This is a genomic window from Rhodopseudomonas julia (assembly GCF_030813515.1).
In the GTDB taxonomy this organism is placed as follows: domain Bacteria; phylum Pseudomonadota; class Alphaproteobacteria; order Rhizobiales; family Afifellaceae; genus Afifella; species Afifella julia.
Window position 1 is genome coordinate 1289270 of sequence record NZ_JAUSUK010000001.1, and the last position, 26089, is coordinate 1315358.

The 26089-nt window shown below is 64.7% G+C and carries 19 protein-coding genes; 12 read left to right on the plus strand and 7 right to left on the minus strand.

The features are described 5' to 3' along the window. Nucleotides 1–215: 215 nt before the first annotated feature. The 11 genes from dnaK to trxA all read left to right on the plus strand — a co-directional run bounded on the left by dnaK (nucleotide 216) and on the right by trxA (nucleotide 18455). Entirely contained in the window at nucleotides 216–2141 is a 1926-nt protein-coding gene (dnaK, locus tag J2R99_RS05965; protein WP_307153538.1) for a molecular chaperone DnaK, read from the plus strand. Between the two features lie 350 nt (nucleotides 2142–2491). Next, nucleotides 2492–3631, plus strand: coding sequence for a molecular chaperone DnaJ (gene dnaJ / locus J2R99_RS05970; RefSeq protein ID WP_307153539.1), 1140 nt, complete (start codon nucleotides 2492–2494; stop codon nucleotides 3629–3631). A gap of 202 nt (nucleotides 3632–3833) precedes the next feature. Next, on the plus strand, nucleotides 3834–4307 hold the full coding sequence (locus J2R99_RS05975) for a class I SAM-dependent methyltransferase (protein WP_307153540.1): 474 nt from the start codon (nucleotides 3834–3836) through the stop codon (nucleotides 4305–4307). Further along, nucleotides 4307–4885, plus strand: coding sequence for an NADPH-dependent FMN reductase (locus J2R99_RS05980; protein ID WP_307153541.1), 579 nt, complete (start codon nucleotides 4307–4309; stop codon nucleotides 4883–4885). Before J2R99_RS05975 ends, J2R99_RS05980 begins: the two co-directional genes overlap by 1 nt. A gap of 255 nt (nucleotides 4886–5140) precedes the next feature. Then, nucleotides 5141–6541 carry an adenosylhomocysteinase gene (gene ahcY / locus J2R99_RS05985; RefSeq protein ID WP_307153542.1) on the plus strand — a complete coding sequence of 467 codons (1401 nt, stop codon included), beginning with the start codon at nucleotides 5141–5143 and terminating at the stop codon, nucleotides 6539–6541. Nucleotides 6542–6709: 168 nt separating this feature from the next. Further along, entirely contained in the window at nucleotides 6710–9181 is a 2472-nt protein-coding gene (locus J2R99_RS05990) for a sensor histidine kinase (protein WP_307153543.1), read from the plus strand. Next, entirely contained in the window at nucleotides 9178–10695 is a 1518-nt protein-coding gene (gene tsaE, locus J2R99_RS05995; RefSeq protein WP_307153544.1) for a tRNA (adenosine(37)-N6)-threonylcarbamoyltransferase complex ATPase subunit type 1 TsaE, read from the plus strand. Before J2R99_RS05990 ends, tsaE begins: the two co-directional genes overlap by 4 nt. Before the next feature lie 41 nt (nucleotides 10696–10736). After that, entirely contained in the window at nucleotides 10737–11435 is a 699-nt protein-coding gene (locus J2R99_RS06000; RefSeq protein WP_307154162.1) for a nucleotidyltransferase family protein, read from the plus strand. Nucleotides 11436–11439: 4 nt separating this feature from the next. Continuing rightward, the gene (gene addB, locus J2R99_RS06005; protein WP_307153545.1) at nucleotides 11440–14553 is read left to right on the plus strand and encodes a double-strand break repair protein AddB; all 3114 of its coding nucleotides are present in this window, start codon (nucleotides 11440–11442) and stop codon (nucleotides 14551–14553) included. Continuing rightward, on the plus strand, nucleotides 14550–18083 hold the full coding sequence (gene addA, locus J2R99_RS06010; RefSeq protein WP_307153546.1) for a double-strand break repair helicase AddA: 3534 nt from the start codon (nucleotides 14550–14552) through the stop codon (nucleotides 18081–18083). Before addB ends, addA begins: the two co-directional genes overlap by 4 nt. A gap of 51 nt (nucleotides 18084–18134) precedes the next feature. Continuing rightward, nucleotides 18135–18455 carry a thioredoxin gene (trxA, locus tag J2R99_RS06015; protein WP_307153547.1) on the plus strand — a complete coding sequence of 107 codons (321 nt, stop codon included), beginning with the start codon at nucleotides 18135–18137 and terminating at the stop codon, nucleotides 18453–18455. A gap of 63 nt (nucleotides 18456–18518) precedes the next feature. On the opposite strand, the gene J2R99_RS06020 is transcribed toward trxA, so the two are convergent. Genes J2R99_RS06020 through J2R99_RS06050 form a run of 7 tightly spaced genes read right to left on the minus strand, consistent with a single transcriptional unit; the run spans nucleotide 18519 to nucleotide 24774 of the window. Further along, a complete protein-coding gene (locus tag J2R99_RS06020) occupies nucleotides 18519–19829 on the minus strand; it encodes a bifunctional folylpolyglutamate synthase/dihydrofolate synthase (RefSeq protein WP_307153548.1) in 1311 nt (436 codons plus the stop codon). 3 nt (nucleotides 19830–19832) lie between these two features. Further along, on the minus strand, nucleotides 19833–20801 hold the full coding sequence (accD, locus tag J2R99_RS06025; protein WP_307153549.1) for an acetyl-CoA carboxylase, carboxyltransferase subunit beta: 969 nt from the start codon (nucleotides 20799–20801) through the stop codon (nucleotides 19833–19835). Nucleotides 20802–20810: 9 nt separating this feature from the next. Next, entirely contained in the window at nucleotides 20811–21668 is an 858-nt protein-coding gene (gene trpA / locus J2R99_RS06030) for a tryptophan synthase subunit alpha (protein ID WP_307153550.1), read from the minus strand. Further along, the gene (locus tag J2R99_RS06035; RefSeq protein WP_307153551.1) at nucleotides 21658–21903 is read right to left on the minus strand and encodes a hypothetical protein; all 246 of its coding nucleotides are present in this window, start codon (nucleotides 21901–21903) and stop codon (nucleotides 21658–21660) included. Before J2R99_RS06035 ends, trpA begins: the two co-directional genes overlap by 11 nt. Before the next feature lie 10 nt (nucleotides 21904–21913). Further along, nucleotides 21914–23161 carry a tryptophan synthase subunit beta gene (trpB, locus tag J2R99_RS06040; protein WP_307153552.1) on the minus strand — a complete coding sequence of 416 codons (1248 nt, stop codon included), beginning with the start codon at nucleotides 23159–23161 and terminating at the stop codon, nucleotides 21914–21916. Between the two features lie 30 nt (nucleotides 23162–23191). Then, the gene (locus J2R99_RS06045) at nucleotides 23192–23899 is read right to left on the minus strand and encodes a phosphoribosylanthranilate isomerase (RefSeq protein WP_370872329.1); all 708 of its coding nucleotides are present in this window, start codon (nucleotides 23897–23899) and stop codon (nucleotides 23192–23194) included. A 59-nt stretch (nucleotides 23900–23958) separates the two neighbouring features. Next, nucleotides 23959–24774 carry an alpha/beta hydrolase gene (locus J2R99_RS06050; protein WP_307153554.1) on the minus strand — a complete coding sequence of 272 codons (816 nt, stop codon included), beginning with the start codon at nucleotides 24772–24774 and terminating at the stop codon, nucleotides 23959–23961. Between the two features lie 95 nt (nucleotides 24775–24869). Here J2R99_RS06050 and J2R99_RS06055 point away from each other — a divergent pair, with 95 nt between their 5' ends. Beyond that, the gene (locus J2R99_RS06055; protein WP_307153555.1) at nucleotides 24870–26033 is read left to right on the plus strand and encodes a glycosyltransferase; all 1164 of its coding nucleotides are present in this window, start codon (nucleotides 24870–24872) and stop codon (nucleotides 26031–26033) included. Nucleotides 26034–26089: the final 56 nt, after the last annotated feature.

The window sequence follows — 26089 nt, forward strand, 5'->3', positions numbered from 1 at the left end:
AACATTATCTCGGACGGGCCCTCGGCTTGCGCAACCTCTGGCCCCTTCTTACTTGCGGCTCAGAAACCCCCTTCTTATATGACCGTCAACGCGCGGCGGAGAGCCAGCGCGAAGGGTTTTTCGAACGTCAGACCACGGGGGCTGGTGAAGGCGTTTTGCCTCGTGCGGATGCCAGAAGGGGTCCGGCCGGCCTGCCGACAAAGGAGTGATTGAACATGGCGAAAGTCATCGGCATTGACCTCGGCACGACGAATTCGTGCATCGCCGTCATGGACGGCAAGAATCCCAAAGTCATCGAGAATTCAGAGGGCGCGCGCACCACGCCGTCCATGGTGGCTTTCACGGAGGAGGACGAGCGCCTCGTTGGGCAGCCTGCGAAGCGGCAGGCCGTAACCAACCCGCAGCGCACCGTCTTTGCCGTCAAGCGCCTGATCGGCCGGCGCTTTGACGACCCGACGGTTGCCAAAGACCAGAAGCTCGTTCCCTACAAGATCGTGCGCGCCGACAATGGCGATGCATGGGTCGAGGCGAACAGCGAGAAATATTCGCCTTCGCAGATCTCTGCCATGATCCTGCAGAAAATGCGCGAAACGGCGGAAAGCTATCTCGGCGAGAAGGTCGAAAAGGCCGTCATCACCGTTCCGGCTTACTTCAACGACGCGCAGCGCCAGGCGACCAAGGACGCCGGCAAGATTGCGGGTCTGGAAGTTCTGCGCATCATCAACGAGCCGACCGCGGCCGCCCTCGCCTACGGGCTCGATAAGAACGACGGCAAGACCATCGCCGTCTACGACCTCGGCGGCGGCACCTTCGATATCTCGGTGCTGGAAATCGGCGACGGCGTGTTCGAGGTGAAGTCGACGAACGGCGACACCTTCCTCGGCGGCGAGGATTTCGACATGCGCCTCGTCGATTATCTCGCCGACGAGTTCAAGAAAGAGCAGGGCATCGACCTCAGGAACGACCCGCTTGCGCTGCAGCGCCTCAAGGAAGCTTCGGAGAAGGCGAAGATCGAGCTTTCGTCTTCGCAGCAGACCGAGGTGAACCTGCCCTACATCACCGCCGATTCGTCGGGCCCGAAGCATCTCACCATGAAACTCTCGCGCGCCAAGTTCGAGAGCTTGGTGGATGACCTCGTGCAGCGCACGGTCGAGCCGGTGAAGGCGGCGCTCAAGGATGCCGGCATCGCGGCCGGCGACATCGACGAGGTGGTTCTCGTCGGTGGCATGACGCGCATGCCGAAGGTCCAGGAAGTGGTGAAGAACCTCTTCGGCAAGGAGCCGCACAAAGGCGTCAACCCGGACGAGGTCGTCGCCATGGGTGCGGCCATTCAGGCCGGTGTTCTGCAGGGCGAAGTGAAGGACGTTCTGCTTCTCGACGTGACGCCTCTGTCGCTCGGCATCGAGACGCTCGGTGGCGTCTTCACGCGCCTCATCGATCGCAACACCACGATCCCGACCAAGAAAAGCCAGGTCTTCTCCACGGCCGAAGACAACCAGAACGCCGTGACGATCCGGGTCTTCCAGGGCGAGCGCGAGATGGCGGCCGACAACAAGATCCTCGGCCAGTTCAACCTTGAAGGTATTCCGCCCGCACCGCGCGGCATGCCGCAGATCGAGGTGACCTTCGACATCGACGCCAACGGCATCGTCAATGTCTCGGCGCACGACAAGGGCACCGGCAAGGAGCAGAAGATCACCATTCAGGCCTCGGGCGGACTTTCCGACGAGGACATCGACAAGATGGTGAAGGAAGCCGAAGCCAATGCCGACGCCGACAAGAAGCGGCGTGAGGTGGTGGAAGCCAAGAACCAGGCCGAAGCCCTGATCCACGGCACCGAGAAGTCGCTGTCTGAGCATGGCGACAAGGTCGACGGTGAAACCAAGCAGGCGATCGAAACCGCGCTTGCCGAGTTGAAGGAAGCCGCCAAGGGCGACGACAAGGCCGATATCGAGGCGAAGTCGCAGGCGCTTGCGATGGCTTCGATGAAGCTCGGCGAGGCCGTCTACAAGGCGCAGGACGAATCTGGCGCCGAAGGCGGTGCGGAAGCCGATGGCGAAGCTTCCGGCAACAAGGACGAGGATGTGGTCGACGCGGATTTCGAGGAAATCCAGGACGACGACCAGAAAAAGTCCGCGTAACGCCAATGATCGAGAGCCCGAGGCAACGCCTCGGGCTCGTCATTTTCGCCCGATCCATGGCCATTGCTGCAATCCTCGCTGCGAGAATTCCGGTCCGCCTCGCTTATTTTGCGGATGATGGAGACAATCGCGCGGGAATGCCGCATCGAAAGCGCCGTTGCTTTCGGCCGGCTTGCCGGGCATCGCGATTTGCAATGGTAAATAAGAGCAATTGGCGTATCAGCCGCCGATCCCGCATTGCCGCCATCAGGCGCGCCCGCTACACGCTTGATGGGCGCAGCCGCGGCAAAGACGCATTGCGGCCGGTGGGGGTTGTGCCTTTCGCATCAATCAAGAGGAGCGCCTGAGCCGTGGCCAAGCGCGACTATTACGAAGTTCTGGGCGTCGGCCGAGAGGCCGACGAGAAGGCTCTCAAATCAGCCTTTCGCAAAATGGCCATGCAATACCATCCGGATCGCAATCCGGGTGATGAAGAGGCCGAGCACCGCTTCAAGGAAATCGGCGAAGCCTATGAGGTGCTGCGCGACCCGCAAAAGCGCGCCGCCTACGATCGCTTCGGCCATCAGGCCTTCGAGAACGGCGGCTTCGGCCGCGGTGGCGGCGCCGGTGCGGGGGCTGCAGGCTTCGGATCCTTCTCCGACATCTTCGACGATATCTTCGGTGAGTTCATGGCCGGCGGGCGCCGTTCCGGCGGACGCGAACGCGGTTCCGATCTCAGGTACAATCTCGAAGTCACCCTCGAAGAGGCCTTCACCGGCAAGACGGTGGAAATCGAAGTTCCGACCTCCGTCACCTGCGACATATGCTCGGGTTCCGGCGCAAAGCCCGGCTCTTCGCCGACCACCTGCCCGACCTGCCGCGGCGCCGGACGCATCCGCGCCACGCAAGGCTTCTTCCAGATCCAGCAGACCTGCCCGACCTGCCATGGTCGCGGCACCGTCATTTCCGATCCGTGCAGCAAATGTTCGGGCTCCGGGCGGCTTTCGGAGCGGCGGACCCTGTCCGTCAACATCCCCGCCGGTATCGAGGATGGCACGCGCATCCGTCTTGCCGGCGAGGGCGAGGCGGGGCTCAGAGGCGGACCGTCGGGCGACCTCTATATCTTCCTGTCGATCAAGCCGCACGAATTCTTCCAACGCGACGGCGCCGATATTTTCTGCCGTGTGCCGGTCTCGTTCACCACTGCGGCGCTCGGCGGTCAGTTCGAAGTGCCGACGGTCGAAGGCGGGCGCACGCGCGTTCGGGTCCCGGAAGGCACCCAAACGGGCAAGCAGTTCCGCCTCAAGGGCAAGGGCATGCCGATCCTGCGCTCACGCAATTTCGGCGACATGTACGTACAGATCGTCGTCGAAACGCCACAGAACCTGTCGCGGCGGCAGCGCGAAATCCTTGAGGAATTCGAAAAAGCACAGTCGGAAGACAACAATCCGGAGTCCACGGGTTTCTTTGCCCGGGTAAAGGATTTCCTGGAATCTCTCGGCGACACATAAGTTTCATGGAAATGCCTGAAACGGGGGAACCGGCGCGTTACTTTATCCGTGCCGTGACAAGAGCATGAAAGGTCGAAAAATGGTCCAAACGGGGACGCCTTTAGCGGAACGGATCGAAGACGAATTCCGCTTCTTCAAGACTTGGGCCCAACGCCCTTTGAAAATGGGGGCGGTTTCGCCGTCCAGTCGAGCCTTCGCCCGCATGATGATCAAGCACGGCCGGCCCGACCCGGAAGGCTGGACCCTGGAGCTCGGACCTGGCACCGGCGTCATCACCGAGGAGCTCATTCGCTCCGGCATTCCGCAGGAACGCCTCGTCTGCGTGGAGTTCGAGCAGCATTTCTATGACCTGCTGAAGAAGCGCTTCCCGAGGGTCAACCTCATCCGCGGCGACGCCTTCGACCTTCAGAACACGCTCGGCGAATTCGCCGATACCAAGTTTTCCGCCGTCCTGTCCGGCGTGCCCGTCCTGCTCATTTCCGAAGAGAAGCGGCGCCGTTTCATCGAAGACTGCCTGTCGCGCGTGCGTCCCGGCGGAAATCTGACCCAGCTTTCTTATTCCTTCACATCGCCGCAGAAGTCGGTTCCCGGCTCCTTCACGGTCGAGAAGTCGCCGTGGGTGGCCTTCAACCTGCCTCCCGGGCGCGTCTGGATCTTCGAAAAAGAGGCCGCCTGATGGCCATTCGGGTGCTGGTGCTGCCGGGCTCGCTCAGCTCCGGTTCGCTCAACACCCGGCTCGCCGCTGTCGCCACCAAGACGCTCGCCCTTCGGGGCGCGGAGGTGACACGGGTGTCGCTCGGCGATTACCCTTTGCCGTTCTACGAGGGCGATGTGGAGTTGCGGGGCGGCATCCCGGAAAAAGCCCGCGCCCTTGCCCGGCAATTTCGGGCTCACGACGCCGTCTTGATCGTGAGCCCGGAAGACAATGCCGGCATCCCCGCGGTCTTGAAAAATGCCCTCGACTGGGTCGGCCGTGAGGATGTGACGCCATTGCGCGATCGCGTCTTTGCGCTCGCATCGGCGTCGCGTGACCCGTTCGGTGGTCTTTGCGGCATCCTCGCTCTGCGTCAGGTGCTCGAGGCAAGCGCGCTGAGCGCTCTTGTGATCCCCGAGCATTTTGTCCTGCCGGATGCCGAAAACGCTTTCGACGAGCGCGAGGAGCTGAAGGACCGCGCAGCGTCGCGACGCCTCGACGGCGTGCTCCAGGCCTTGTTGCAGCGTGCTGCCGCACTCAAGCTCGCCCGTGAAAGCTGAACTGGACTTCGCTCGATGCAAGGCTGTGCAGCTTTCTTCGGATCGTCGCGGGGAGCGAAACTGCACCGCCAAATCCTAGACTTTCCTGGCGTTTTGGTATCGGTGCGGGCTTCGCCAGCTTTTGAGAGACAGCCCCGCGCAGGTTCCCTATCGTCAACTGGCGGTCGACAGAGGGAGCGCCCGCGACTTGCTGGCCTCTGCCCTCCATGGTAACCGCCCGCCAAGCAAATTAATCTTCCACAAGCCGAGAACCGCATGTCCCAGAACGAAGATTTCATCGTCAAAGATCTTTCGCTGGCCGATTGGGGCCGCAAAGAAATCGAAATCGCCGAGACCGAAATGCCGGGCCTCATGGCGCTTCGGGAGGAGTTCGGCGAATCGAAGCCTCTCAAGGGAGCGCGCATCGCCGGCTCGCTGCATATGACGATCCAGACGGCGGTCCTCATCGAGACGCTGGTCGCTCTCGGCGCGGAAGTGCGCTGGGCTTCCTGCAACATCTACTCGACCCAGGACCACGCAGCCGCCGCCATCGCCGCTTCCGGCGTTCCGGTCTTCGCGATCAAGGGCGAGACGCTTCCCGAATACTGGGATTACGCCGACCGCATCTTCGAGTGGCCGAACGGCGAAACCGCCAACATGATCCTCGACGACGGCGGCGACGCGACGCTTCTCATCCTCCTCGGCGCGCGCGCCAAGGACGACCCGTCCCTCATCTCTGATCCTCAGAACGAAGAGGAAGAGGCGCTCTATGCGGTGATCAAGCGCCGGCTTGAGAAGGACCCCGAGTGGTTCGCGAAGGTGCGGGGCGCCGTGCGCGGCGTTTCGGAAGAGACCACGACGGGCGTCATGCGCCTCTACGACCTGCAGCGGAAGGGCCTTCTTCCGTTCCCGGCCTTCAACGTCAACGACAGCGTCACGAAGTCGAAGTTCGACAACAAATACGGCTGCCGCGAATCGCTCGTCGACGGCATCCGTCGCGCCACCGACGTGATGATGGCCGGCAAGGTCGCTCTCGTCTGCGGTTACGGCGATGTCGGCAAGGGCTCGGCGCAGTCGCTCAGGGGCGCCGGCGCCCGGGTGAAGGTCACGGAAGTCGACCCGATCTGCGCCCTGCAGGCGGCGATGGACGGCTTTGAGGTCGTCACACTCGAAGAGGCGGCCCCGGAGGCCGACATCTTCGTCACCGCCACCGGCAACAAGGATGTCATCACCCTCGACCATATGCGTGCCATGAAGGACATGGCGATCGTCGGCAATATCGGTCATTTCGACAACGAAATTCAGGTCAGCGCCCTGCGCAACCTGACATGGACCAATGTCAAACCGCAGGTCGACATGATCGAGTTCCCGGACGGCAAGCGGATGATCCTCTTGTCGCAGGGACGTCTCCTCAATCTCGGCAACGCCACCGGCCATCCGAGCTTCGTCATGTCCGCCTCGTTCACCAACCAGGTGCTGGCGCAAATCGAGCTGTGGACGAAGTCGGAAAAGTACGAGAACCAGGTCTACGTGCTGCCCAAGCATCTCGACGAAAAGGTTGCTTCTCTGCACCTCAAGAAGCTCAACATCACGCTGACCAAGCTCAGGCCGGATCAGGCGGACTATATCGGCGTGTCGCCGGATGGCCCATTCAAGGCGGACCATTACCGCTACTGATCCGTCTCGACGAAGCGTTTCATCGGGCCGGCCGCTGGGGAGCGGCCGGCCCGAATGTTTATTAAATCGTGGTAACCTTTCCGACTTTCGGCGAAGCGGGTAAGGTACGATTCGGGTGTGAATGCCGGGGCGGTCACCCGGTATCAAGCAGACGTGGCGGAGACGATATTGAACCGGCAGGCCCGGCACAGAGCGATTCGAGCTTCGGGCAGGATCATACCTGGCGTCGCGACCGCAGCCCTCTTCGCCTTTTCCGCCGACAGCGCGCTTGCCCATCCGCTTTTCGGAGAAGAAACGGGCTTTTCCCAGATCCTCTGGCTCGCCATCACGGCAGGCTTCGCCGGCGCGGCTGCGATTGCGTTGTCGCTCCTGTTGCGGCGCGACCGCGACAACGGCCTCTCCTCCGCGCAGCAGCAGATCGCCCGGCTCAAGCAGGCGCTCGATCGCTCCGAAGCGCTTCTTGCCAGCGACGACCAGAAAACCCTGTGCTGGAGCCGTCCCGACGCGGCCGCGGATGTGCATGGCACGTTGCCGGAACATGTCGGCGCGCCAACCTCCGGTGAGCTCTTCCTCGACTTCTTCTCGTGGCTCGAGCCGCGCAGTGCCGAAGAATTGCAATGGGCCCTCGATCAGCTCTGGGAGACGGGCGAAGCCTTCCATCTCTCGCTGCGCACGCAGACCGACTGCTTCCTGGAGGCAAACGGGCGCACCAGCGGCCCCCGCGTCATTTTGCGCCTGCGCGAACTTACCGGCGAACGCCGCTCATTCGCCGAGTTGAAAGAACAGGCCGGCGTCGTCATTGCCGAGATGACGGCGCTGCGCAGCCTCGCCGAGGCTCTGCCCTTCCCGCTGTGGCGCCGCAATCAGCACGGACGACTCAGCTGGGCGAATTCCGCCTATGTCAAAGCCGTGGGCGCGCCCGATCTCACGATGGTGACGACGCGCGGCACGGAATTGCTGGAACCGACGACGCGCGGCGCCGTGCGCGAGGCCCATCGCGACGGCGCCCATTTCCATGCGGTCGCTTCGGTCGACATTGCCGGTGCCGAGAAGCAGATGGAGATCTTCGACATCAAGGTCGAGAACGGCACGATCGGCCTTGCCATCGACGTCACGGAAGTGGAGACCGCGCGCCAGGAGCTCAAGCAGAACATCGAGGTCAATTCCCGGCTCCTCGACCAGCTCTCGACCGCGATCGCCGTTTTCGACGGCGAAGCGCGGCTGCAATTCGCCAATGCCGCCTTCCGGGCCTTGTGGGATCTGCCGGCGCGCTTTCTTGCGACCGGTACCGAAGAGGGCGTCCTTCTCGACCAGATTCGGGCCGAGCGGCGTCTGCCCGAACAGGCCAATTACCGCGAATGGCGGCGCCAGCATCTTGAACATTACGCCGACCCGCAGCCGCGCGAGGAAATGTGGCACCTGCCGGACCGGCGTTCCTTCCGCATGATCGCCACGCCCAACCAGCAGGGCGGCTTCACCTATATCTACGAGAACGTCACCGAGCGCCTGTCCCTGGAAAGCCGCGTCAACGCCCTGTCACGCATGCAGGGAGAGACGCTCGACCACCTTTCGGAAGCTGTCGGCGTCTTCGGCTCGGACGGAAGGCTCAGGCTCTACAATCCGGTGCTCGCCGAGATGTGGCAGCTGTCACCGGATTTCCTCAAGGAAGAGCCGCATATCTCCACCCTCATCGGGCATTGGATGCTGTTCTTCCCCGAACAGGGTGCCTGGACGAAGATCTCCAACGCCATCACGCGGATGGAGGCGGCTGAGAGCCTCGCCGGGCGGATGGAGCGGCGCAACGGCTCCATCATCGAATATTCCACCGTGCCGCTGCCGCAGGGCATGACGCTCCTGACTTTCGCAGACGTGACGGAGAAGGCGGAGGCGCATCGCTTCCTGGAAGAGCGCAACAGGCTGCTTGAGGAAACGGACCGGCTGAAATCCGATTTCATCCAGCACGTCTCCTACGAACTGCGCTCGCCCCTCACCTCCATCATCGGTTTTGCGCAGATCCTGGCCGCCGGCGCGGCGGGCGAGCTCAACGCCCAGCAGCGCGAATACATGGACCACATCGCGCAATCCTCCGATTCGCTCCTCGTCCTCATCAACAACATCCTCGATCTCGCCACCGTCGATGCCGGCATCATGGAACTCGAGATCGACGAGGTGGATATCAGCGAAGTGGTGCATGCCGCGGCCGTCGGCGTGCGTGACCGGATAGACGAGAAAGACATCGACCTGTTCATCCAGGCCGATGAGACGCTTGGCCATTTCCGCGCCGATGCGTCGCGCGTGCGCCAGATCCTCTACAATCTTCTCTCCAACGCCATCAATTTCTCGCCGCCGGGAAGCCGGGTGGAGATCCGCGCGCAGCGCCAGGACGGTTCCGTCGTATTCGTGGTGCGCGACCAGGGGCCGGGCATTCCGCCGGAGATCCGCGACGACGTCTTCGAACCCTTCGAAGGCACAGCGCCGGAAGGCGGCCGGCGCGGCGCCGGCCTCGGCCTGTCGATCGTCAAGCGCCTCGTCGAGCTGCATCAAGGCGACATCGCCATCGATTCAGAGCCCGGGGAAGGGACCACGAGCTGGGTGCGCCTGCCTGCCGATATCAGCAAGGCTCAAGAAGCCGCCGAATGACTGGCGCGGACGCGATCGAGCTGAAGCAGGCGGGGGCGGACTTGAAGCTGCACCTTGCCGACGAAGCGGCAACGAACCGGCTCGCCGAAGATTTCGCAGCGGCCGCGCGGCCCGGCGACCGCATCCTCCTGTCGGGCGATCTCGGCAGCGGCAAGACGAGCTTCGCGCGCGCCTTCATCCGCAGCCTTGCGGGCGATCCCGCCCTCGAAGTGCCGAGCCCCACCTTCCCGCTGCGCATCGACTATCCGTTCGCTCGCTTTGCGGTCGTACATGCCGATCTCTACCGGCTCGGGGGCGCTGAAGAGGCCGAGGAGATCGGGCTTTTCGACCTCTCCGACGAGATGGTCCTTCTCGCGGAATGGCCGGAGCTCGGCGACCTCAACTGGCCGGAGGCCGCCTATCTCACCTTTGCGCTGGCAAGCGAAGGACGCGACGTCGTCATCGCGGCCGGTGGGGACTGGAACGATCGGCTGACACGCAGCTTCGCGATCCGCCGTTTTCTCGATCGCTCGGGCCGGGCCGGCGCCACGCGCCATCCGATCCTCGGAGATGCCTCCGGACGCAGCTACGAGCGGATCTCAAACGGCGCCGAGGCGATCCTGATGAACGCGCCCGCCCGTCCCGCGGGCCATGCGGTCTGGCAGGGCAAGAGCTACGATGCCGTGGCGCACCGCGCACGCGATCTCTCCGCCTTCCTCAAGGTCGGGTCGCTGCTTTCCGAGCGCGGCATACGGGTGCCGCAAGTCTTCGCCGGGGATGTGGGCGACGGGCTGCTTCTGGTGGAAGATTTCGGCAGCGAGCCGATCATCACGGCCGACCGCCGCCCGATCATGGAACGCTATGAAGCCGCGGCCGATCTTCTCCTGCACCTGCATATGGGAGAGGTCTCCGCAGACGTCGCAGCGCCTGGCGGCGGCCGCACACCCGATCTGCCGCCCTACGACACGGATGCGCTTCTCATCGAGACGGCTCTCTTCACCGAGCATTTCGTGGGGCGCGAGGCGGGGCCGGACATGAGCCCGCAGACGCGCGATGATTTTCTCACGGTCTGGCGCGCGCTTTTCGACAGCCTTGCCGGCCGCGAGCGGGTGATCGTGCTGCGCGATTATCATTCGCCGAACATCATCTGGCGCGAAGAGGCTGAGGGGACCGACCGGGTCGGCGTCATCGACTTCCAGGACGCGCTGTTGGGCGATCCCGCCTATGACCTCGCTTCGCTTGCGCAGGATCTGCGCGTCGACATCGACGAGGCGGAGGAGGATGCGCTCGTCGCGCGCTATATCAGAGGCCGCCGCGCCGCGAATCCCTCCTTCGATGAGGTCACTTTCCGGGAGGCCTACGCCATTCTGGGCGCACAACGTGCCACGAAAGTGCTCGGGGCCTTCGCGCGGCTTGCACACGAGGGCAAGCCGGCCTATCGCAGCCACATTCCGCGCATCCGCGCGCGGCTCCGTCGCAGCCTCGAGAGGCCGGTTCTGTCGGAGCTTCGCCGATGCTATGACCCCTATCTCTGATCGTTCCGGAGTTGCCGCACTTGGCCGTTCTCTCCACCGCCATGGTGCTGTCCGCTGGCTATGGCCGGCGCATGCGCCCGCTTTCCACCACCACGCCCAAACCTCTGATCGAGGTCGCGGGCAAGGCCCTCATCGACCATTGCCTTGACGGCCTCGCGGCTGCCGGCATCGAAAAGGCTGTCGTCAACGTCCACTACATGGCCGACCTTGTCGAGGCGCATCTCGGACGGCGGCGCGCGCCCAAGACCGTCGTCTCCGACGAGCGCGCGAAGCTTCTCGATACGGGCGGCGGCTGCCTCAAGGCTCTGCCACTTCTGGGCGAGGGACCTTTCCTGCTGCGCAATTGCGATTCCTTCTGGCTCGAAGGCGTGCGGCCCAATCTCGATTGGCTGATCAGCGGCTGGAACGACGAGGAGATGGATGGTCTTCTTCTCCTCGCCTCGACCGTCGCCTCAGCCGGCTATTGGGGTACCGGCGATTTCATGCTCGGCAAGGACGGGCGCCTGACGCGCCGGGCCGAGCGGACGGTGGCACCATTCGCCTATGCGGGTGCTGCGATCCTGTCGCCGCGGCTCTTCCGCGATCCGCCCGGAGAGGTGTTCTCCCTCAACGCGCTTTTCGATCGCGCCCTCGAAGAAGGCCGGCTTTTCGGCGTGCAGCTCGACGGCCTGTGGATCAACGTGGAAAACCCGGACGCCGTCAAAGCCGCCGAAATGGCCATCCTGGAGAGCGCCGCCTGAACCGATGACGACGAGCACCGGCACGCAGGACCGTCCCAACGTTTTCACACTGCCTGCCGGTGTCGCCTTTCTCGATGAGCTGGTGGATGCGCTCTATGACGGGCGTCTTCCAGGCACCGGGCGTTTCGACGATCCGCTGGCGCTCGCCGATCTCACGCTTTATCTGCCGACGCGTCGCGCCGCCCGCGCCATCCGCAGTAGTTTTCTCGCGCGCAGCCGCACCGGCATCATCCTGCCGAAGATTCGCACGCTCGGCGATCTCGACGAAGACGAACCGCTCAGCGCGCTCGATGGGCTCGATGCGGAGAATCTGTCCCGTCCGGTCATGGCGCCGCTTTCGCGGCAATTGATTCTCACGCGCCTCGTACTCGGCTGGTCGGGCGCGATCATGCGGCAGAAGGCGGGTCTCGGCGACGAGCCGTCGCTCATTCCGGCCTCGCCCGCCGATGCGGCACGCCTTGCCGCTTCGCTCGCAACCCTTCTCGACGATGTCGGCCTTGCCCCAGAGCGCTGGCAGGCGCTCAGCCAGCTCGCGCCCGACGACCTCGCCCGCTATTGGCAGATCACCCAGGAATTTCTGAAGATCATCTCCGAGGCGTGGCCCGCGATCTTGAGCGAACGCGGCCTCGCCGATCCGGGCGTGCAACGCGATCTCCTTCTGCGCGCAGAGGCACGCCGCCTCGCCGAGCGGGGATCGAAAGGTCCGGTGATCGCTGCCGGCTCCACCGGCTCGGTGCCGGCAACGGCGGAGCTCCTTGCCGTCATTGCCCGCCTGCCGAACGGCGCCGTCGTGCTGCCGGGTCTTGATCAGGAACTCGACGACGCCGGATGGGAGGCGATCGGCGATGCGCGCAACGACCCCGCCGATGCCGGCCATCCACAGTTTGGGCTGAAGAAGCTGCTTAAAAGCCTCGGCTGCGCGCGCGATGCGGTGATCCCACTCGCATCCGCCCCCGTTGTCCTCAGCCGGCGTATGCGCTTCGTCTCGGACGCGCTCCGACCGGCCGCCACCACCGATATATGGGCAGAGACGGTGCCCGCACCGGAGGTTCTCGCTGACGCCCTCGACAACGTCGCGCTGATCGAGGCCGCCGAAGAGCGCGAGGAAGCGTTGGCTGCCGCGCTCGTCCTGCGCCGGGCCGTCGAAGATGGGGAAACCGCCGCCCTCATCACGCCCGACAGGGCGCTCGCCCGCCGCGTCTCTGCCATGCTGGAACGCTGGCAGATCCGCGTCGACGATTCCGGCGGCATGCCGCTGTCGCTGACACCGCCCGGCATCCTGGCGCGGCTCGTCGCGGAAGTCGCCTGGCGTGGTGCCGCCGCGCTCCCGCTTCTCTCACTCCTGAAACATCCGCTCGCACGTTCCGGCTGGCCGGCAGGGCGGGTGCGCCACGGAGCCCGCGTTCTGGAACGGGCCGTGCTGCGCGGCCCCGTCCTTGCCGAAGGTCTGGAGGCGCTTCAGCGCGCCTTCTACAAACGCCGTGCCGAATGGCACGACAAAAAGGTGCGAAGCGCGGCCCTCAACGGGCTCGAGGAGCGCGATTGGGACGAAGCGGAGGCGCTTTTAATCGAGCTTATGGCTGCGCTTCAGCCCATGCTGGAGGTGTCGCGAGAGGCTCCGCTCTCTACACTCCTTGCGGCGCATATGGCGGCGCTCTCAGCCATCGGACGCGACGAGGAGAGCGGCCCTGGCGAGCTCTGGCAGGAAGAGGCGGGCGAGGCCATGGCCGCGCGCCTCGATGCGCTGACAGAGGCCGCGGCCGAGGGTCCGGAGCTTTTCTGCGGCGATTATCCCGCCCTGTTCGAGGCGCTCATTGCCGATGTCCGGGTGCGCCGGCGCGGCGGCAACGATCCGCGCGTGCACATCTGGGGTGCGCTCGAAGCGCGTCTGCAGAAAGTCGACGTCGCCATCCTCGGTGGTCTCAACGAGGGTGTCTGGCCGCGCCCCTCGCAGAGCGATCCATTCCTTTCGCGGCTGATGGCGGCCTCGATCGGTCTCGATCCGCCGGAGCGCCGGCTCGGCCTTTCTGCCCACGATTTCTATCAGGCGCTCGGGCACCCGCAGCTCTATCTCAGCCGCGCATTGCGGCAGGGGGCGGAACCGATGGTACCGTCGCGCTGGCTGCAACGGCTGACCGCCCGCGCCGGCGAGAACGCAACACAAGCATTGCGGGCACGCGGCGACGAGATTTTAGGCATGACCCGTCTTCTCGATCGACCGGAGACGTATATTTCCCTTGCCGCGCCGGAGCCGCGACCGCCGCTCAACGCCCGTCCGAAACGGCTTTCCGTCACGCGTATCGAAACGCTCATTCGCGATCCTTATGCGATCTACGCACAATACGTGCTGGGCCTCGACGCCTTCGAGGAGATCGCCTCACCCGCCGGTGCGGCCGAGCGCGGCATGCTGGTCCACGACATTCTTGAGCGCTTCATCAAAGAGCGCCCCGCCGGCCCCTATGACGAGGCGGCAAAGACACGCCTTGTCGCGGTGGGCCGCGAGGCTTTCGCGGCCTACGAAGATTGGCCGGAAGTGGCAGCGCTGTGGTGGCCGCGTTTTCAACGCATCGCCGACTGGTTCCTCGCGCAAGAACGCGGCCGCACGGAGGTCCGCGAGCGGCATGTGGAAGCGACGGGGGACTGGGCCCTCAGTCCAGAATTCCGCCTAACGGGCCGGGCCGACCGCATCGACCTTCTGAATGACGGACGGCTTGCCATCATCGATTACAAGACCGGCACGCCGCCTAGTCCCAAGGCGGTCTTGTCGATCAGCCCGCAATTGCTGCTCGAGGCGCTGATGGCGCGGCGCGGCGCCTTCAAAGACACGCCGTCCGGCGAAACCGCGGAACTCCTCTATTACCATCTCTCCGGCCGCGGCGAAGGCGGGCAGGTCCACGCACGCGGCTTCCGTAAGGCGACGAAAAGCGAACCGGGCGTCAGCCTGGAAGAATGCCTGCGCGCGACGGAAGAGAAGCTTTTGGCGCTGATTGCCCATTTCGCACAGGCCGACACGCCTTATCTTTCGAACCGCGTGCCACGCTCGGAGCGGGAGTTCGGCAGCGATTACGATCATCTCGCACGTATCGGCGAATGGTCGCTCGGCGAGGGCGAGGAATGAAGCGCGCGGCGAGCCCGACCGAACGCCAGCAATGGCAGGCCTCCGATCCCACGTCCTCGGCCTGGGTGGCGGCCAATGCCGGTTCCGGCAAGACGCATGTCTTGACCCAGCGCGTCGTACGGCTGCTGCTCGCCGGAGCGGATCCGGCCGCCATCGTCTGCCTCACCTATACCAAGGCCGCGGCGGCAGAGATGTCGGGCCGCGTCTTCAAGCTGCTCGGCGAATGGGCGACGCTCCCGGACGCCGAGCTGATGGAGGCGATTGCCCGAAGCCAGGGCGAGACGCCGCGGCCGGAGACGCTGATGCGTGCGCGCCGGCTCTTTGCGCAAGCATTGGAGACGCCGGGTGGCCTCAACATCCAGACGATCCACGCCTTTTGCGAGCGGATCCTGCACCAATTTCCGTTCGAAGCGAATGTGCCGGGGCATTTCGAGGTGCTCGACGAGACGGCCGCCGAGGGGCTGCTCCTCGAAGCGCGCCAGGCGGTGCTGCGCGCAGCCCAAGCGGATGGTTCACGCCTCGGCGCGGCGTTCACGCGGCTTGCAACACTGAGATCCGATCAGGACATCGAGGCGGCTCTTGCGGCGCTCGTGGCCGAGCGCGATCGGCTGGAACGATGGATCGCGCATACGGCAACAAAGACCCCTTCCGACGATATCGACGATGCGATCGCCGATCTCCGGCACCGGCTGGGGCTCAACGGGGATGAGAGCGAGGAGGCGCTGTGCGCGGAGATCTGTCGCGCCTCAGGCTGGGGAGCGAAAGATTGCCGAAGTCTCTGCGATGCGCTTTCCACCGAGGCGGCGAACAGCACCGACGAGGGGGCACGGACCGCTCTTGAGGCGATCCTCGCCCATGAGGGCGGTCCGCTTGAGACCGATTTCCGCGCCGCCTTCTTTATGACGGCAAAGCCGGAGGGCTGGTCCCCCCGCAGCGAGAGCCGGCGGTTTTCCGCCGCCTTCCGCCGCAACCGGGACGGCCTCGACGACCTCTTTTCGGCTGAAGCCGCCCGCCTTCAGCCCTTGCGCGAACGTCTGTCGCTGGCGCGCACGGCGGAAGCCACGGAAGCGCTTCTCCTCATCGGCGGCGCCATCCTGCAGCGCTACCGCATCCTCAAGCAGCGCCGTGGCTTCCTCGATTTCTCCGACCTCATCCTGCGCACCCGCAATCTCCTGCAGCGGCCGGAGGTGGCGGCCTGGGTGCAATACAAGCTCGATGCCGGCATCGGCCATCTTCTCGTCGACGAGGCGCAGGACACATCTCCAGACGCCTGGGCGATCGTCGAGAGGCTGGCGGAAGAATTCTTCGCCGGCGAGAGCGCCGACCGCCGGCCGCGAACCGTTTTTGCCGTCGGCGACGACAAGCAGTCGATCTACGGTTTCCAGGGCGCCGAGCCACGGCTTCTCGCCGAGCTCGGCCGCAACTTCAAAGCCCGCGCCGAGGCCGCGGAACAGGAGTTTCGCGCCGTCTCGCTCGGCGTCTCCTTCCGCTCAACGCAGGCGGTGCTCGACGCGGTCGACACCGTCTTCGACGGGCCGCTTTCGGAGCGGGTGACGCGTCTCGGATATCAGCAGCACCAGGCCTATCGGCAGAATGTTCCCGGACGTGTCGAGATCTGGCCGCGGATCGTGCGACCGAAAGGCGAGATGCCGGAGGATTGGTGGCAACCCTTCGACGCGCCGGCGGAATCTGAACGAAAACTCGCAGAAGACATCGCCGACGAGGTCGCGACCTTGCTTCACCCTGAGGCACGGCTTCCCTCCGGCAAGGTGATCTCCGCCGGCGAGATCATGATCCTGACGCGCAAGCGCGGCAGCTTCGCCCGCGCCATGGTCAGGGCGCTCAAGGCCCGCAACCTGCCGACGGCCGGCGCCGACCGGATCGCGCTTGCCGACCACATCATCGTGCAGGACCTTCTGGCGCTCGCCGATGTCGTTCTCCTGCCGGAAGACGATCTGCAGCTTGCGGCCCTTCTGAAATCGCCGCTCTTCGGTTTCGACGACGAGGATCTGATGGCGCTTGCGATCGGGCGCGGCAGAGAGAGCCTGTTCTCGCGGCTTCGTGCAAGCGAGGACCCCCGTCACAGCCAGGCGGCGGAACGCTTGCGGCATTTGATGGCGATGGCCGACCAGATGCCCCCCTTCGCCTTTTATACGCGCCTCGTCGAGGCCGAGGGCGCACGGAAAGCCTTCCGGGCGCGGATGGGCAGCGAGGCCGACGATGTGCTCGACCTGTTCCTCTCAGCCACGCTGAGCCTGGAGCGCATCTCCCCACCGAGCCTGCAGGCCCTGGCGGCCGCGCTTCGTGAAGGCGGTGGCGACATCAAGCGCGAGCTTTCGGAGACCACCGACGCGGTGCGCGTGATGACGGTGCATGGGGCGAAGGGGCTCGAGGCCGACATCGTCTTTCTTGCCGATACCGGCGGCCTGATTGCGGCAACGCAGCACCGCGACGCGCTCGCTTTCATCGGCGGCGAGGACGATCCCGCCTTCATCTGGCGCCAGAGCAGGGAAGACGCGACGCCCCAGCAGCGCGAGGTCGAGGCAAAGGAGGCGGAGGCCGCACGCGACGAATATTTCCGGCTCCTCTATGTGGCGATGACGCGCGCCCGTGACGTCCTCTACGTCACCGGCATCCGCGGCCCACACACGCCCAAGGATGGCTGGTACGCGACGGTGCGAGGAGCGCTGGCACCGCAAAAGGATGAAGAGGCCGAGGAAGGTTCAGACGAGGAGCTTGCCGAGCGCCTGCGCTTCTTCGGACTTGAACCGGGAGGCGGTCCGCCGCCACCGCCCGAAGAGAGAGTGGAGACACCGTCGGTTGCTGCGCCCTCCCTGCCGGAATGGGCGGCACGGCCGGCGACCCCTGCTCCACGCCCGCCGCAGCCGCTCCGTCCTTCCAGCGCGCTCGCCGAAGAGGATCCGCCCGACAGCGCGCCGGCACCCGTTATTGCCGGACGCAACGAGGCGATGCGCGCCGCAGCCGGCCGCGGGCGGGCGATCCACCGGCTTTTGCAATTCATGCCCGACTGGGCTGCCGAGGAAAGGCAGCAGCGCGGCGAGCGGCTTCTCGCACGTGACTGGCCGGAGGCCGTGCCCGCAGATGTCGCAGCAGCGCTTTCGGAGGCTTCAGGCGTCCTCGCGCATCCCGACCTTGCCGGGTTCTTCGCGCCGGGAAGCCGCGGGGAGGTGTCGCTCGTCGGCGAGATCGCGACCTCACACGGGACGTTCGCCGTCGGCGGGCGCGTCGACCGCCTGGCGGTGACGGAGAGCGCCGTCCTTCTCGCCGATTACAAGACGAGCCTGTCGCCTCCCGCCTCGCTTGCCGCGGTCGATGAAGGAATGATCCGCCAGCTCGCTCTTTACGCGCATCTCCTCGGCCCCCTCTATCCGGGGCGGAGGGTCCAAGCGGCCCTCGTTTTCACCGTCGGGCCGCGCATTTTTCCGGTGTCTGCCGAGCGTCTCGAAGAAGCGCTCAGCCCTCTCAACATCGTGCATGGCAGTCCATCGTCGGGCGCGCCGCTCGCTTGACCGACCCCAAGCCCCTCCCTACTTTCCTCGTGAAATCTCAGGAGAATCTCTATGACCACCGAAACCGTGAGCGACGGCACATTCGAGGCCGACGTGCTCAAGTCCGAGACACCCGTCGTCGTCGATTTCTGGGCGGAATGGTGTGGTCCCTGCAAAATGATCGCCCCGCATCTGGAAGAGATCGCGGGCGAAATGCAGGGCAAGGTGAAGATCGCCAAGCTCAATGTCGACGACAATCAGCAGACCGCGATCAAGTACGGCGTGCGCTCCATTCCGACGCTGATCATGTTCAAGGGCGGCGAGCCCGTCGACATGAAGGTCGGCGCGAGCGCCAAGAGCGATCTGCAGAAGTGGATTGCCGGCGCCGCGTGAGCCGCCGCTTTGTCTGCTGCGCCTCCGAGCGATCGGCGGCGCGAATTTTTCACGGCCCTTTGCCTAAACCGGCAAGGGGCCGTTTTCTTTGAGCACCTGACCAGCGAGATAGAGCGAGCCGCAGATGAGAATGCGGGGCGGCTCCGTCGCCATGTCGCCGATCGCCTGCAAGGCGGTTCGCACATCAGGGGCAGAGCGCGCCGGCAACCCGACCTCGTTGGCACGTACGGCAAGCTCGCGCGGATCGAAGCCCGCATGTCCTTCGACGGGGACGGTAAAGACATATTGGGTGAGACTGTCGAAGGCGGAGAAGAAGCCGTGCGGATCCTTCGTCGTCAGCATGCCGGTGATGAGGAAGAGCGGCTTCGGTGCGCGGTCGAAGAGTGAGGCCATTTCCGCCGAAATAACCGCGCCGGCGGACGGATTGTGCCCGCCGTCGAGCCAGACCTCGCTCCCGGGAGGAGAGGAAGCGACCAGCGGGCCTTCGGAAAGGCGCTGAAGCCGCGCCGGCCATTGCGCCTCGCGCAGGCCCTGGCCGATTGCCTCGGCACTGATGTCGACGCCGATGGCGCGGAGCACTGCGACCGCCGTCCCGGCATTGTCGATCTGATGCTGACCGAGAAGCCGCGGCAAAGGCAGATCGAGCAATCCATCTTCGTCCTGGTAGACGAGACGGGCGTTTTCGCCATGGGCGGCCCATTCCTGATTGTGCCGAAATGGAACGGCATGCGCCGCTTCCGCTTCAAGGCCCAGAAGCGCCATCACATGCTCGTCCTGGCGGCCGATCACGGCGGGCGCACCAGCCTTCAGGATGCCCGCCTTCTCCATGGCGATCTCGGCGATCTCTGTGCCGAGGAACTCGGCATGGTCGAGGCTGATCGAGGTGACGACGGAGGCGAGCGGCTTGGCGATCACATTGGTCGCGTCAAAGCGGCCGCCGAGCCCGACCTCGATCAACGCGAAATCGGCAGGCCGCTCGGCAAAAAGCTTGAAGGCGATGGCCGTGGTGACCTCGAAGAAGGTGATCGGCTCGTCCGCATTCGCCTCGCGCACGGCCTCGATCGCAGCCATGAGCGTTGCGTCATCGACCAGCTGACCGCCGCCTGCCGCGCCCAGTCTGATGCGCTCGTTGAAGCGCACGAGATGCGGCGAGGTGTAGACATGCGCCGTCTTGCCGGACGCCTCCAACATGGCGCGCAGAAACGCGACCACGGAGCCTTTACCGTTGGTGCCGGCGACATGGATGACCGGGGGCAGATGCTCCTGTGGATTCCCGAGGCGCTCAAGCAGCCGGGCGATGCGCTCAAGCGAGAGATCGATACGCTTCGGATGCAGCGCCAGAAGCGCTTCAAGTCTCTCTTCGAGTGAGGCCATCTATCAGGCCGGCTGCGGCCCGGACGCGGCAGCCTGCTCTTCCGCCGGCTTCTCTGCCGCCGGTGCCATCTGAGCCTCGTCCGCAAGCGTGTCTTCGTCGAGCGTGGGCTCGGGCGGAGGTTCGGGCAGCTTCATCAAAAGGCGGCAAAGACGCGCCACCGTCGGGCGCAGATCCTGACGGGGCACGACCATGTCGATCATGCCATGCTCCAGAAGATAATCGGAGCGCTGGAAACCGTCGGGAAGCTTTTCGCGGATGGTCTGTTCGATGACGCGCGGGCCGGCAAAACCGATGAGGGCACCAGGCTCGGCGATATGGATGTCGCCCAGCATGCCATAGGAGGCGGTCACACCGCCCGTCGTCGGATTGGTGAGAATGACGATATAGGGCAGTCCCGCTTCCTTCAGCCGATCGACGGCGACCGTCGTACGCGGCAGTTGCATGAGCGAGAGGATGCCTTCCTGCATGCGCGCACCACCGGATGCGGTGACGAGCACGAAGGGCACGCCGCGTTCAAACGCCGCCTCGGCGCCGGCAATCAAAGCCTCCGCCGCGGCCATGCCGAGCGAGCCGCCCATGAATTCGAAGTCCTGCACGGCGACGATGAGGGAGACGCCCTCCACCTTGCCTTCGGCAACCAGGATCGCATCCTTGAGGCCGGTCTTCGCCTTCGCGGCTTTGAGACGGTCAGAATAACGCCGTTCGTCGCGGAAACGCAGGGGATCCGTCACCGGCTCGGGGAACTCGATTTCCTGCCATTGCGCAAAATCGAGAAACAGGCGCAGCCTGGTGCGCGCATCGATGCGCTGATGATAGCCGGAGCCGGGAAAGACGAACTGGTTCGCCTCCAGGTCCTTGTAGAAGACCATGGTGCCAGTCTCCGGGCATTTGACCCAGAGGTTGTCGGGCACTTCGCGCTTGGTCCAAAGACCGCGGATCTTCGGGCGGACGACGTTGGAAATCCAGTTCAACGGTGTCTCCTATTCGGCGGCCATCTGGCGTGCGAAACGCACGCCTTCGGCCAGCTCCTGCACCAGCGCCTCGACGGCGGCAACCGTGCCGTCGGTCGCGTGGCCTTTTTCATCCAGGCTTCCGGCGACCGCCTGCACAATCGCGGAGCCGACAACGACCCCATCGGCGGTGCGGCCGATGGCGGCTGCCTGTTCGCGCGTCCTGACGCCGAAACCAACGGCGACCGGCAGATCGGTATGCGCCTTGATCCGCTCCACCGCGGCCGCCACTTCGCTCGTCTTGGGGGCGGAAGAACCGGTGATGCCGTTGATCGAGACGTAATAGACGAAGCCGGAGGTGTTTTGCAAAACCACCGGCAGGCGCCTGTCATCGGTCGTGGGTGTGGCAAGCCGGATGAAATTGAGCCCGCCCTTCAGCGCCGGGATGCACAATTCGTCGTCCTCTTCCGGCGGAAGATCGACGACGATGAGCCCGTCGACGCCCGCAGCGCAGGCATCGGCGACGAATTTCTCCGGCCCGTATTGGTAGATCGGGTTGAAATACCCCATCAGCACGATCGGCGTATCGGCATCGGTTTCGCGGAAACCGCGCACAAGGGCGAGCGTCTTCTTCAGGGTCTGCCCGGCGTTGAGCGCGCGAAGACCAGCCGCCTGGATCGCGGGGCCATCGGCCATCGGATCGGAAAAAGGCATGCCGAGTTCGATTATGTCGGCACCGGCCTTGGGCAGTGCGCCCAAAATGCGTGCGCTCGTTTCAAGATCGGGATCACCCGCGGTCACGAAGGTGACGAGGGCCGGCCGCAATTCCTGAGCGACGGTCGCAAAGCGGCGCGCGATCCGGCCGCCGGAAGACATCTCAGCTGACATGCTCTCTCACTTCGATGGTCACGGCGAAAGCGAAGAAGCCGTTGCGCTCGATATGCTCGCGCGCGACTTCCGCATCGAAGGCGATGCGCGGGTTTTCGTCGTCGGGAATGTTGCGGAGAAAGACGAGATTTTCGCTGTTGCGAATGCCTTCGGCCTCCTCGCGATGGTCACCGGCACGGACGGCAACATAATGATCGCGGTTTTGCAGCGAACGGTAGATCTCAAAATAGGTCATCGTCCCCCCTTTAGATCTCCATATCGAGATGCTCGGCCACAGCGAAGATGTCCTTGTCGCCGCGCCCACTCATATTCATGACGATGATCTGGTCACGGTCCATCTGCGGCGCAAGCTTCAGCACATGGGCCAAGGCATGGGCCGGTTCGAGCGCGGGGATGATGCCTTCAAGGCGTGTGCAAAGCTGGAAGGCGTCGAGCGCCTCGCGGTCGGTCGCCGAGACATAGGTGACGCGCCCCGTCTCCTTGAGCCAGGCGTGCTCCGGTCCGATGCCCGGATAATCGAGGCCGGCAGAGATCGAGTGGCCTTCGAGGATCTGGCCGTCCTCATTCTGCAGAAGATAGGTGCGATTGCCGTGCAGGACGCCGGGCCAGCCGCCGTTAAGAGACGCGGCATGACCGTTCTCTACATCGAGCCCGTGGCCGCCGGCTTCGACGCCGTAGATCTGCACCGCCGGATCGTCGAGGAAAGGATGGAAGAGCCCGATCGCGTTCGAGCCGCCGCCGAGACAGGCGACGAGCGCATCGGGAAGCCGACCTTCCATCTCCTGAAGCTGGTCCTTCGCCTCGTTGCCGATCACCGCCTGAAAGTCCCGCACGAGTTCGGGATAGGGATGCGGGCCCGCGGCCGTGCCGATGATGTAATAGGTATCCTCGACATTGGTGACCCAATCGCGGAGCGCCTCGTTCATGGCATCCTTCAAGGTGCCGGCACCGGCGGTGACCGGTTTCACCTCGGCGCCGAGAAGGCGCATGCGGAAGACGTTCGGCTTCTGCCGCTCCGTATCGGTCTTGCCCATATAGATCGTGCAGGGAAGCCCGAAGCGCGCCGCCACCGTTGCCGAGGCCACGCCATGCTGGCCGGCACCGGTTTCGGCGATAATGCGCGTCTTGCCCATACGGCGGGCAAGCAGGATCTGGCCGAGGCAATTGTTGATCTTGTGCGAGCCCGTATGGTTGAGCTCCTCGCGCTTGAAATAGACTTTGGCACCGCGGCCGGCGCCAGCCTCCTCGCGCAGATATTCGGTCAGCCGCTCGGCATAATAGAGCGGGCTCGGCCGGCCGGAATAATGCTTGGCGAGATGAGCAAGCTCGGCATTGAATTCCGGATCGGCCTTGGCGCTCTCATAGGCCTCTTGCAGCTCAAGGATATTCGGCATCAAGGTCTCGGCGACGAAGCGGCCGCCGAAAATGCCGAAATGACCGCGCTCGTCCGGGCCGGTGCGGTAGGAATTGGGCTTCATTGCTGGCTCAGCCATCAGGACAATACCTTCACAGTCAAACGTTGCTCAGGCCGCAGCGACCGGGGCGGCATTCGCCGCAGGCCTTGCGTCTTCCGCGACTTTGCAGCGTGCATCATGGGCGCGCACGGCCGCGACGAAACGAGCGATTTCGGCCGGATCCTTCTCACCCGGCGCCCGCTCGACACCGGAGGACACATCGACGGCCGGCGCCTTTGTCGCCGCCAAAGCGGCGCCAATGTTGTCGCCATTGAGGCCGCCCGACAAAAACCAGGGCATACCGGGCTCAAAGCCTTCCAGGAGACGCCAGTCGAAAGACGCGCCGTTACCGCCTGGCCTCGTCGCACCTTTGGGCGGGCGGGCATCGAGAAGCAGACGCTCGACATGGCCGGCGTAAAGGGACACCTTGTCGAGATCCGCACGCTCGCCGATACCGAGCGCCTTTGCCGTGCGCAGGCCAAAGCGTGAGCGGACTTCCGCAGCGCGCTCCGGCGTTTCCGAACCATGCAGCTGCATGAGGTCGGGCCTGAGCCCCTGCGCGATCTCCTCGATGAGATCGTCTTGGGCATCAACGGTCAGCGCGACAATGCCCACTCGACCGCGTGCGGGTGCCGCGAGCTCCGTCGCACGCGCAACCGACAGCGAGCGCGGGCTCTTCGCAAAGAAGACGAAGCCGATCCAATCGGCGCCGGCAGCGAGCGCCGCGTCGATGTCTTCAGGCTTCGTCAAACCACAGATTTTGACCTCTGTCTCCATCGCCTTCCAGTCGCACGAATCCTTGGTCTTGTCCAACATCGGCAGGGGTTTGAGGCCCCTCATAAGCCTCTGCCGGGAACCGCTTCGGCAGCCATCGTCTCCACCGCGGCAACGAGCCGCGCGAGATCTTGCGGCCGCGACAGACGGTGGTCGCCATCACGCACCAGCGTCAGGATCGCATCGTCATAGCAGAGCCGGTCGAGAAGCGCCTCGGCGTGGCGCCAGGGGACATCGGTATCGCGCATGCCCTGCAGGATATGCACCGGGCACCCGATCTCGATCGGATCATCGCCGAAAAGATGCTTTTCGCCGTCCTCGATCAGCTCTCGCGTCAGGATATAGGGTTCTGCGGCATAATCGGAAGGCTGTTCGATGAAGCCTTTCTCCGCCATTTGCCCCCATTCCGCCTCGCCGAAATGATCGCTCATCAACGTCTTGGTCATATCCATGGCGGGCGCGATCAGGACCATGCCCTGAAGACGGTCCGTTTCGCCGCGTTCTGCCAGAGCCTTCGCCAGAAGAAGGGCAATCCAGCCACCCATGGAGGAGCCGACGACGATCTGCGGCCCTTCGGTGAAGGCCTCGAAGACCGCAAGCGCCTCTTCCAGCCAGCGTGAAATGGTGCCGTCGCGGAAGACGCCTTCCGACTGGCCGTGGCCGGAATAATCAAAGCGGGTGGCGGCGCGGCCGCTCTGCGCCGCCCAGGCATCGAGCGCCTCGGCCTTGGAGCCGCGCATGTCCGACTTGAAACCGCCGAGCCAAAAAACACCAGGCGAGACGACACCAGGACTGCGGCCATTGCGCCTCAAAACGGCGATGCGGCGCTTTTCTTTGCCCTCTCCAACGGCGAGGCTTTGCAACTCCGTCTCCGTCATTCTAAGTCTCGCTCCTCGCAGCTCGGCTGTGGACACGGCGCAGGAGGTGCGCCGAGCCCGTGCCGGCGTCAACCCGTCCACAGCCTCTTTCGTTCATGCCAAAGACCATCCTGCAGGTAATCCCCCAGCTCGAAACCGGTGGCGCGGAGCGCACCGCCGTCGACATGGCCGCGGCCGTCGTCGAGACGGGTGGGCGGGCCCTCGTCGCCAGCGAAGGCGGACGCATGGAAGAAGAGTTGCAGGCCAAGGGCGGCGAAGTGGTGCGCCTGCCGGTCGCCTCGAAGAACCCTTTCGTCATGGCCGCCAATGCCCGCCGGCTCGCCGCTCTGATCCGCCAGGAGAAGGTCGACCTCGTCCACGCCCGCAGCCGCGCCCCCGCCTGGTCGGCGCTTCTCGCCTGCCGCCTGACCGGCGTGCCCTTCATCACCACCTATCACGGCATCTACAATCAGAACGGCGCCGTCAAAGGCCTCTACAATTCCGTGATGGCCCGCGGGACGGAGGTCATCGCCAATTCCGATTTCACCGCTCGCATCATCATGCAGCGCCACGGCACGCCGCGGGAGCGCATTCGCACGATTTACAGAGGCACCGATCTCGCCCGCTTCGACCCGGCGGCCGTGCCGGGGGCACGCATCGAGGCGCTGCGCCAGGCCTGGGATCTGCCCGCGGACCGGCCCGTCATCCTCAATGTCGCACGCATCACCCAATGGAAGGGGCAGCCTACCCTGATCGAGGCGGCGGCGCGGCTTGCCGACAACAAGGATTTTCTGCTCGTTCTCGCGGGTGACGCGCAAGGCAGGGAAGCCTATCTCGCCGGGCTGCGCCGACAGGTTTCGGAGGCGGGGCTCAGCGGGCGCGTGCGCATTCCTGGCCATTGCGACGACGTGCCGGCAGCGCTTGCGCTCGCCTCGGTCGCGGTCGTCGCCTCCGTCGAGGCGGAAGCCTTCGGGCGCTTTGCGGTGGAGGCGCAGGCCATGGGCGTCCCCGCCATCGTCACCGATCTCGGTCCTTCGCGGGAGACGGTGCTCGCCCCGCCAGAGGCCGAAGAGGCGGAGAGAACCGGCTGGCGTGTGCCGGCGGGCGATGCTGCAGCACTTGCCGCCGCCCTTGACCATGCCCTTTCGCTTACCCATCTGGAGATCGACGATCTGGCACGACGCGCCAGAGCCCACGCGTCGCGTTTTTCCCTCGATGCGATGACCCGGGAGACGCTGGCGCTTTACGAAGAAGTTCTGTCGAGAGGCGCAAAAACCTAAGACAGACCCCGGCGGGTGGGCCTGCGACCTTGTTTCGATGAGGTTTTTCTCGGCCC

Coding starts and splice junctions, on each gene's coding strand:
- dnaK (WP_307153538.1), top strand. CDS start 216: ATGGCGAAAGTCATCGGCATTGACCTCGGCACGACGAATTCGTGCATC.
- J2R99_RS05975 (WP_307153540.1), top strand. CDS start 3,834: ATGATGATCAAGCACGGCCGGCCCGACCCGGAAGGCTGGACCCTGGAG.
- J2R99_RS05980 (WP_307153541.1), top strand. CDS start 4,307: ATGGCCATTCGGGTGCTGGTGCTGCCGGGCTCGCTCAGCTCCGGTTCG.
- ahcY (WP_307153542.1), top strand. CDS start 5,141: ATGTCCCAGAACGAAGATTTCATCGTCAAAGATCTTTCGCTGGCCGAT.
- tsaE (WP_307153544.1), top strand. CDS start 9,178: ATGACTGGCGCGGACGCGATCGAGCTGAAGCAGGCGGGGGCGGACTTG.
- J2R99_RS06000 (WP_307154162.1), top strand. CDS start 10,737: ATGGTGCTGTCCGCTGGCTATGGCCGGCGCATGCGCCCGCTTTCCACC.
- addB (WP_307153545.1), top strand. CDS start 11,440: ATGACGACGAGCACCGGCACGCAGGACCGTCCCAACGTTTTCACACTG.
- addA (WP_307153546.1), top strand. CDS start 14,550: ATGAAGCGCGCGGCGAGCCCGACCGAACGCCAGCAATGGCAGGCCTCC.
- trxA (WP_307153547.1), top strand. CDS start 18,135: ATGACCACCGAAACCGTGAGCGACGGCACATTCGAGGCCGACGTGCTC.
- J2R99_RS06020 (WP_307153548.1), bottom strand. CDS start 19,829: ATGGCCTCACTCGAAGAGAGACTTGAAGCGCTTCTGGCGCTGCATCCG.
- trpA (WP_307153550.1), bottom strand. CDS start 21,668: ATGTCAGCTGAGATGTCTTCCGGCGGCCGGATCGCGCGCCGCTTTGCG.
- J2R99_RS06035 (WP_307153551.1), bottom strand. CDS start 21,903: ATGACCTATTTTGAGATCTACCGTTCGCTGCAAAACCGCGATCATTAT.
- trpB (WP_307153552.1), bottom strand. CDS start 23,161: ATGGCTGAGCCAGCAATGAAGCCCAATTCCTACCGCACCGGCCCGGAC.
- J2R99_RS06045 (WP_370872329.1), bottom strand. CDS start 23,899: ATGGAGACAGAGGTCAAAATCTGTGGTTTGACGAAGCCTGAAGACATC.
- J2R99_RS06050 (WP_307153554.1), bottom strand. CDS start 24,774: ATGACGGAGACGGAGTTGCAAAGCCTCGCCGTTGGAGAGGGCAAAGAA.
- J2R99_RS06055 (WP_307153555.1), top strand. CDS start 24,870: ATGCCAAAGACCATCCTGCAGGTAATCCCCCAGCTCGAAACCGGTGGC.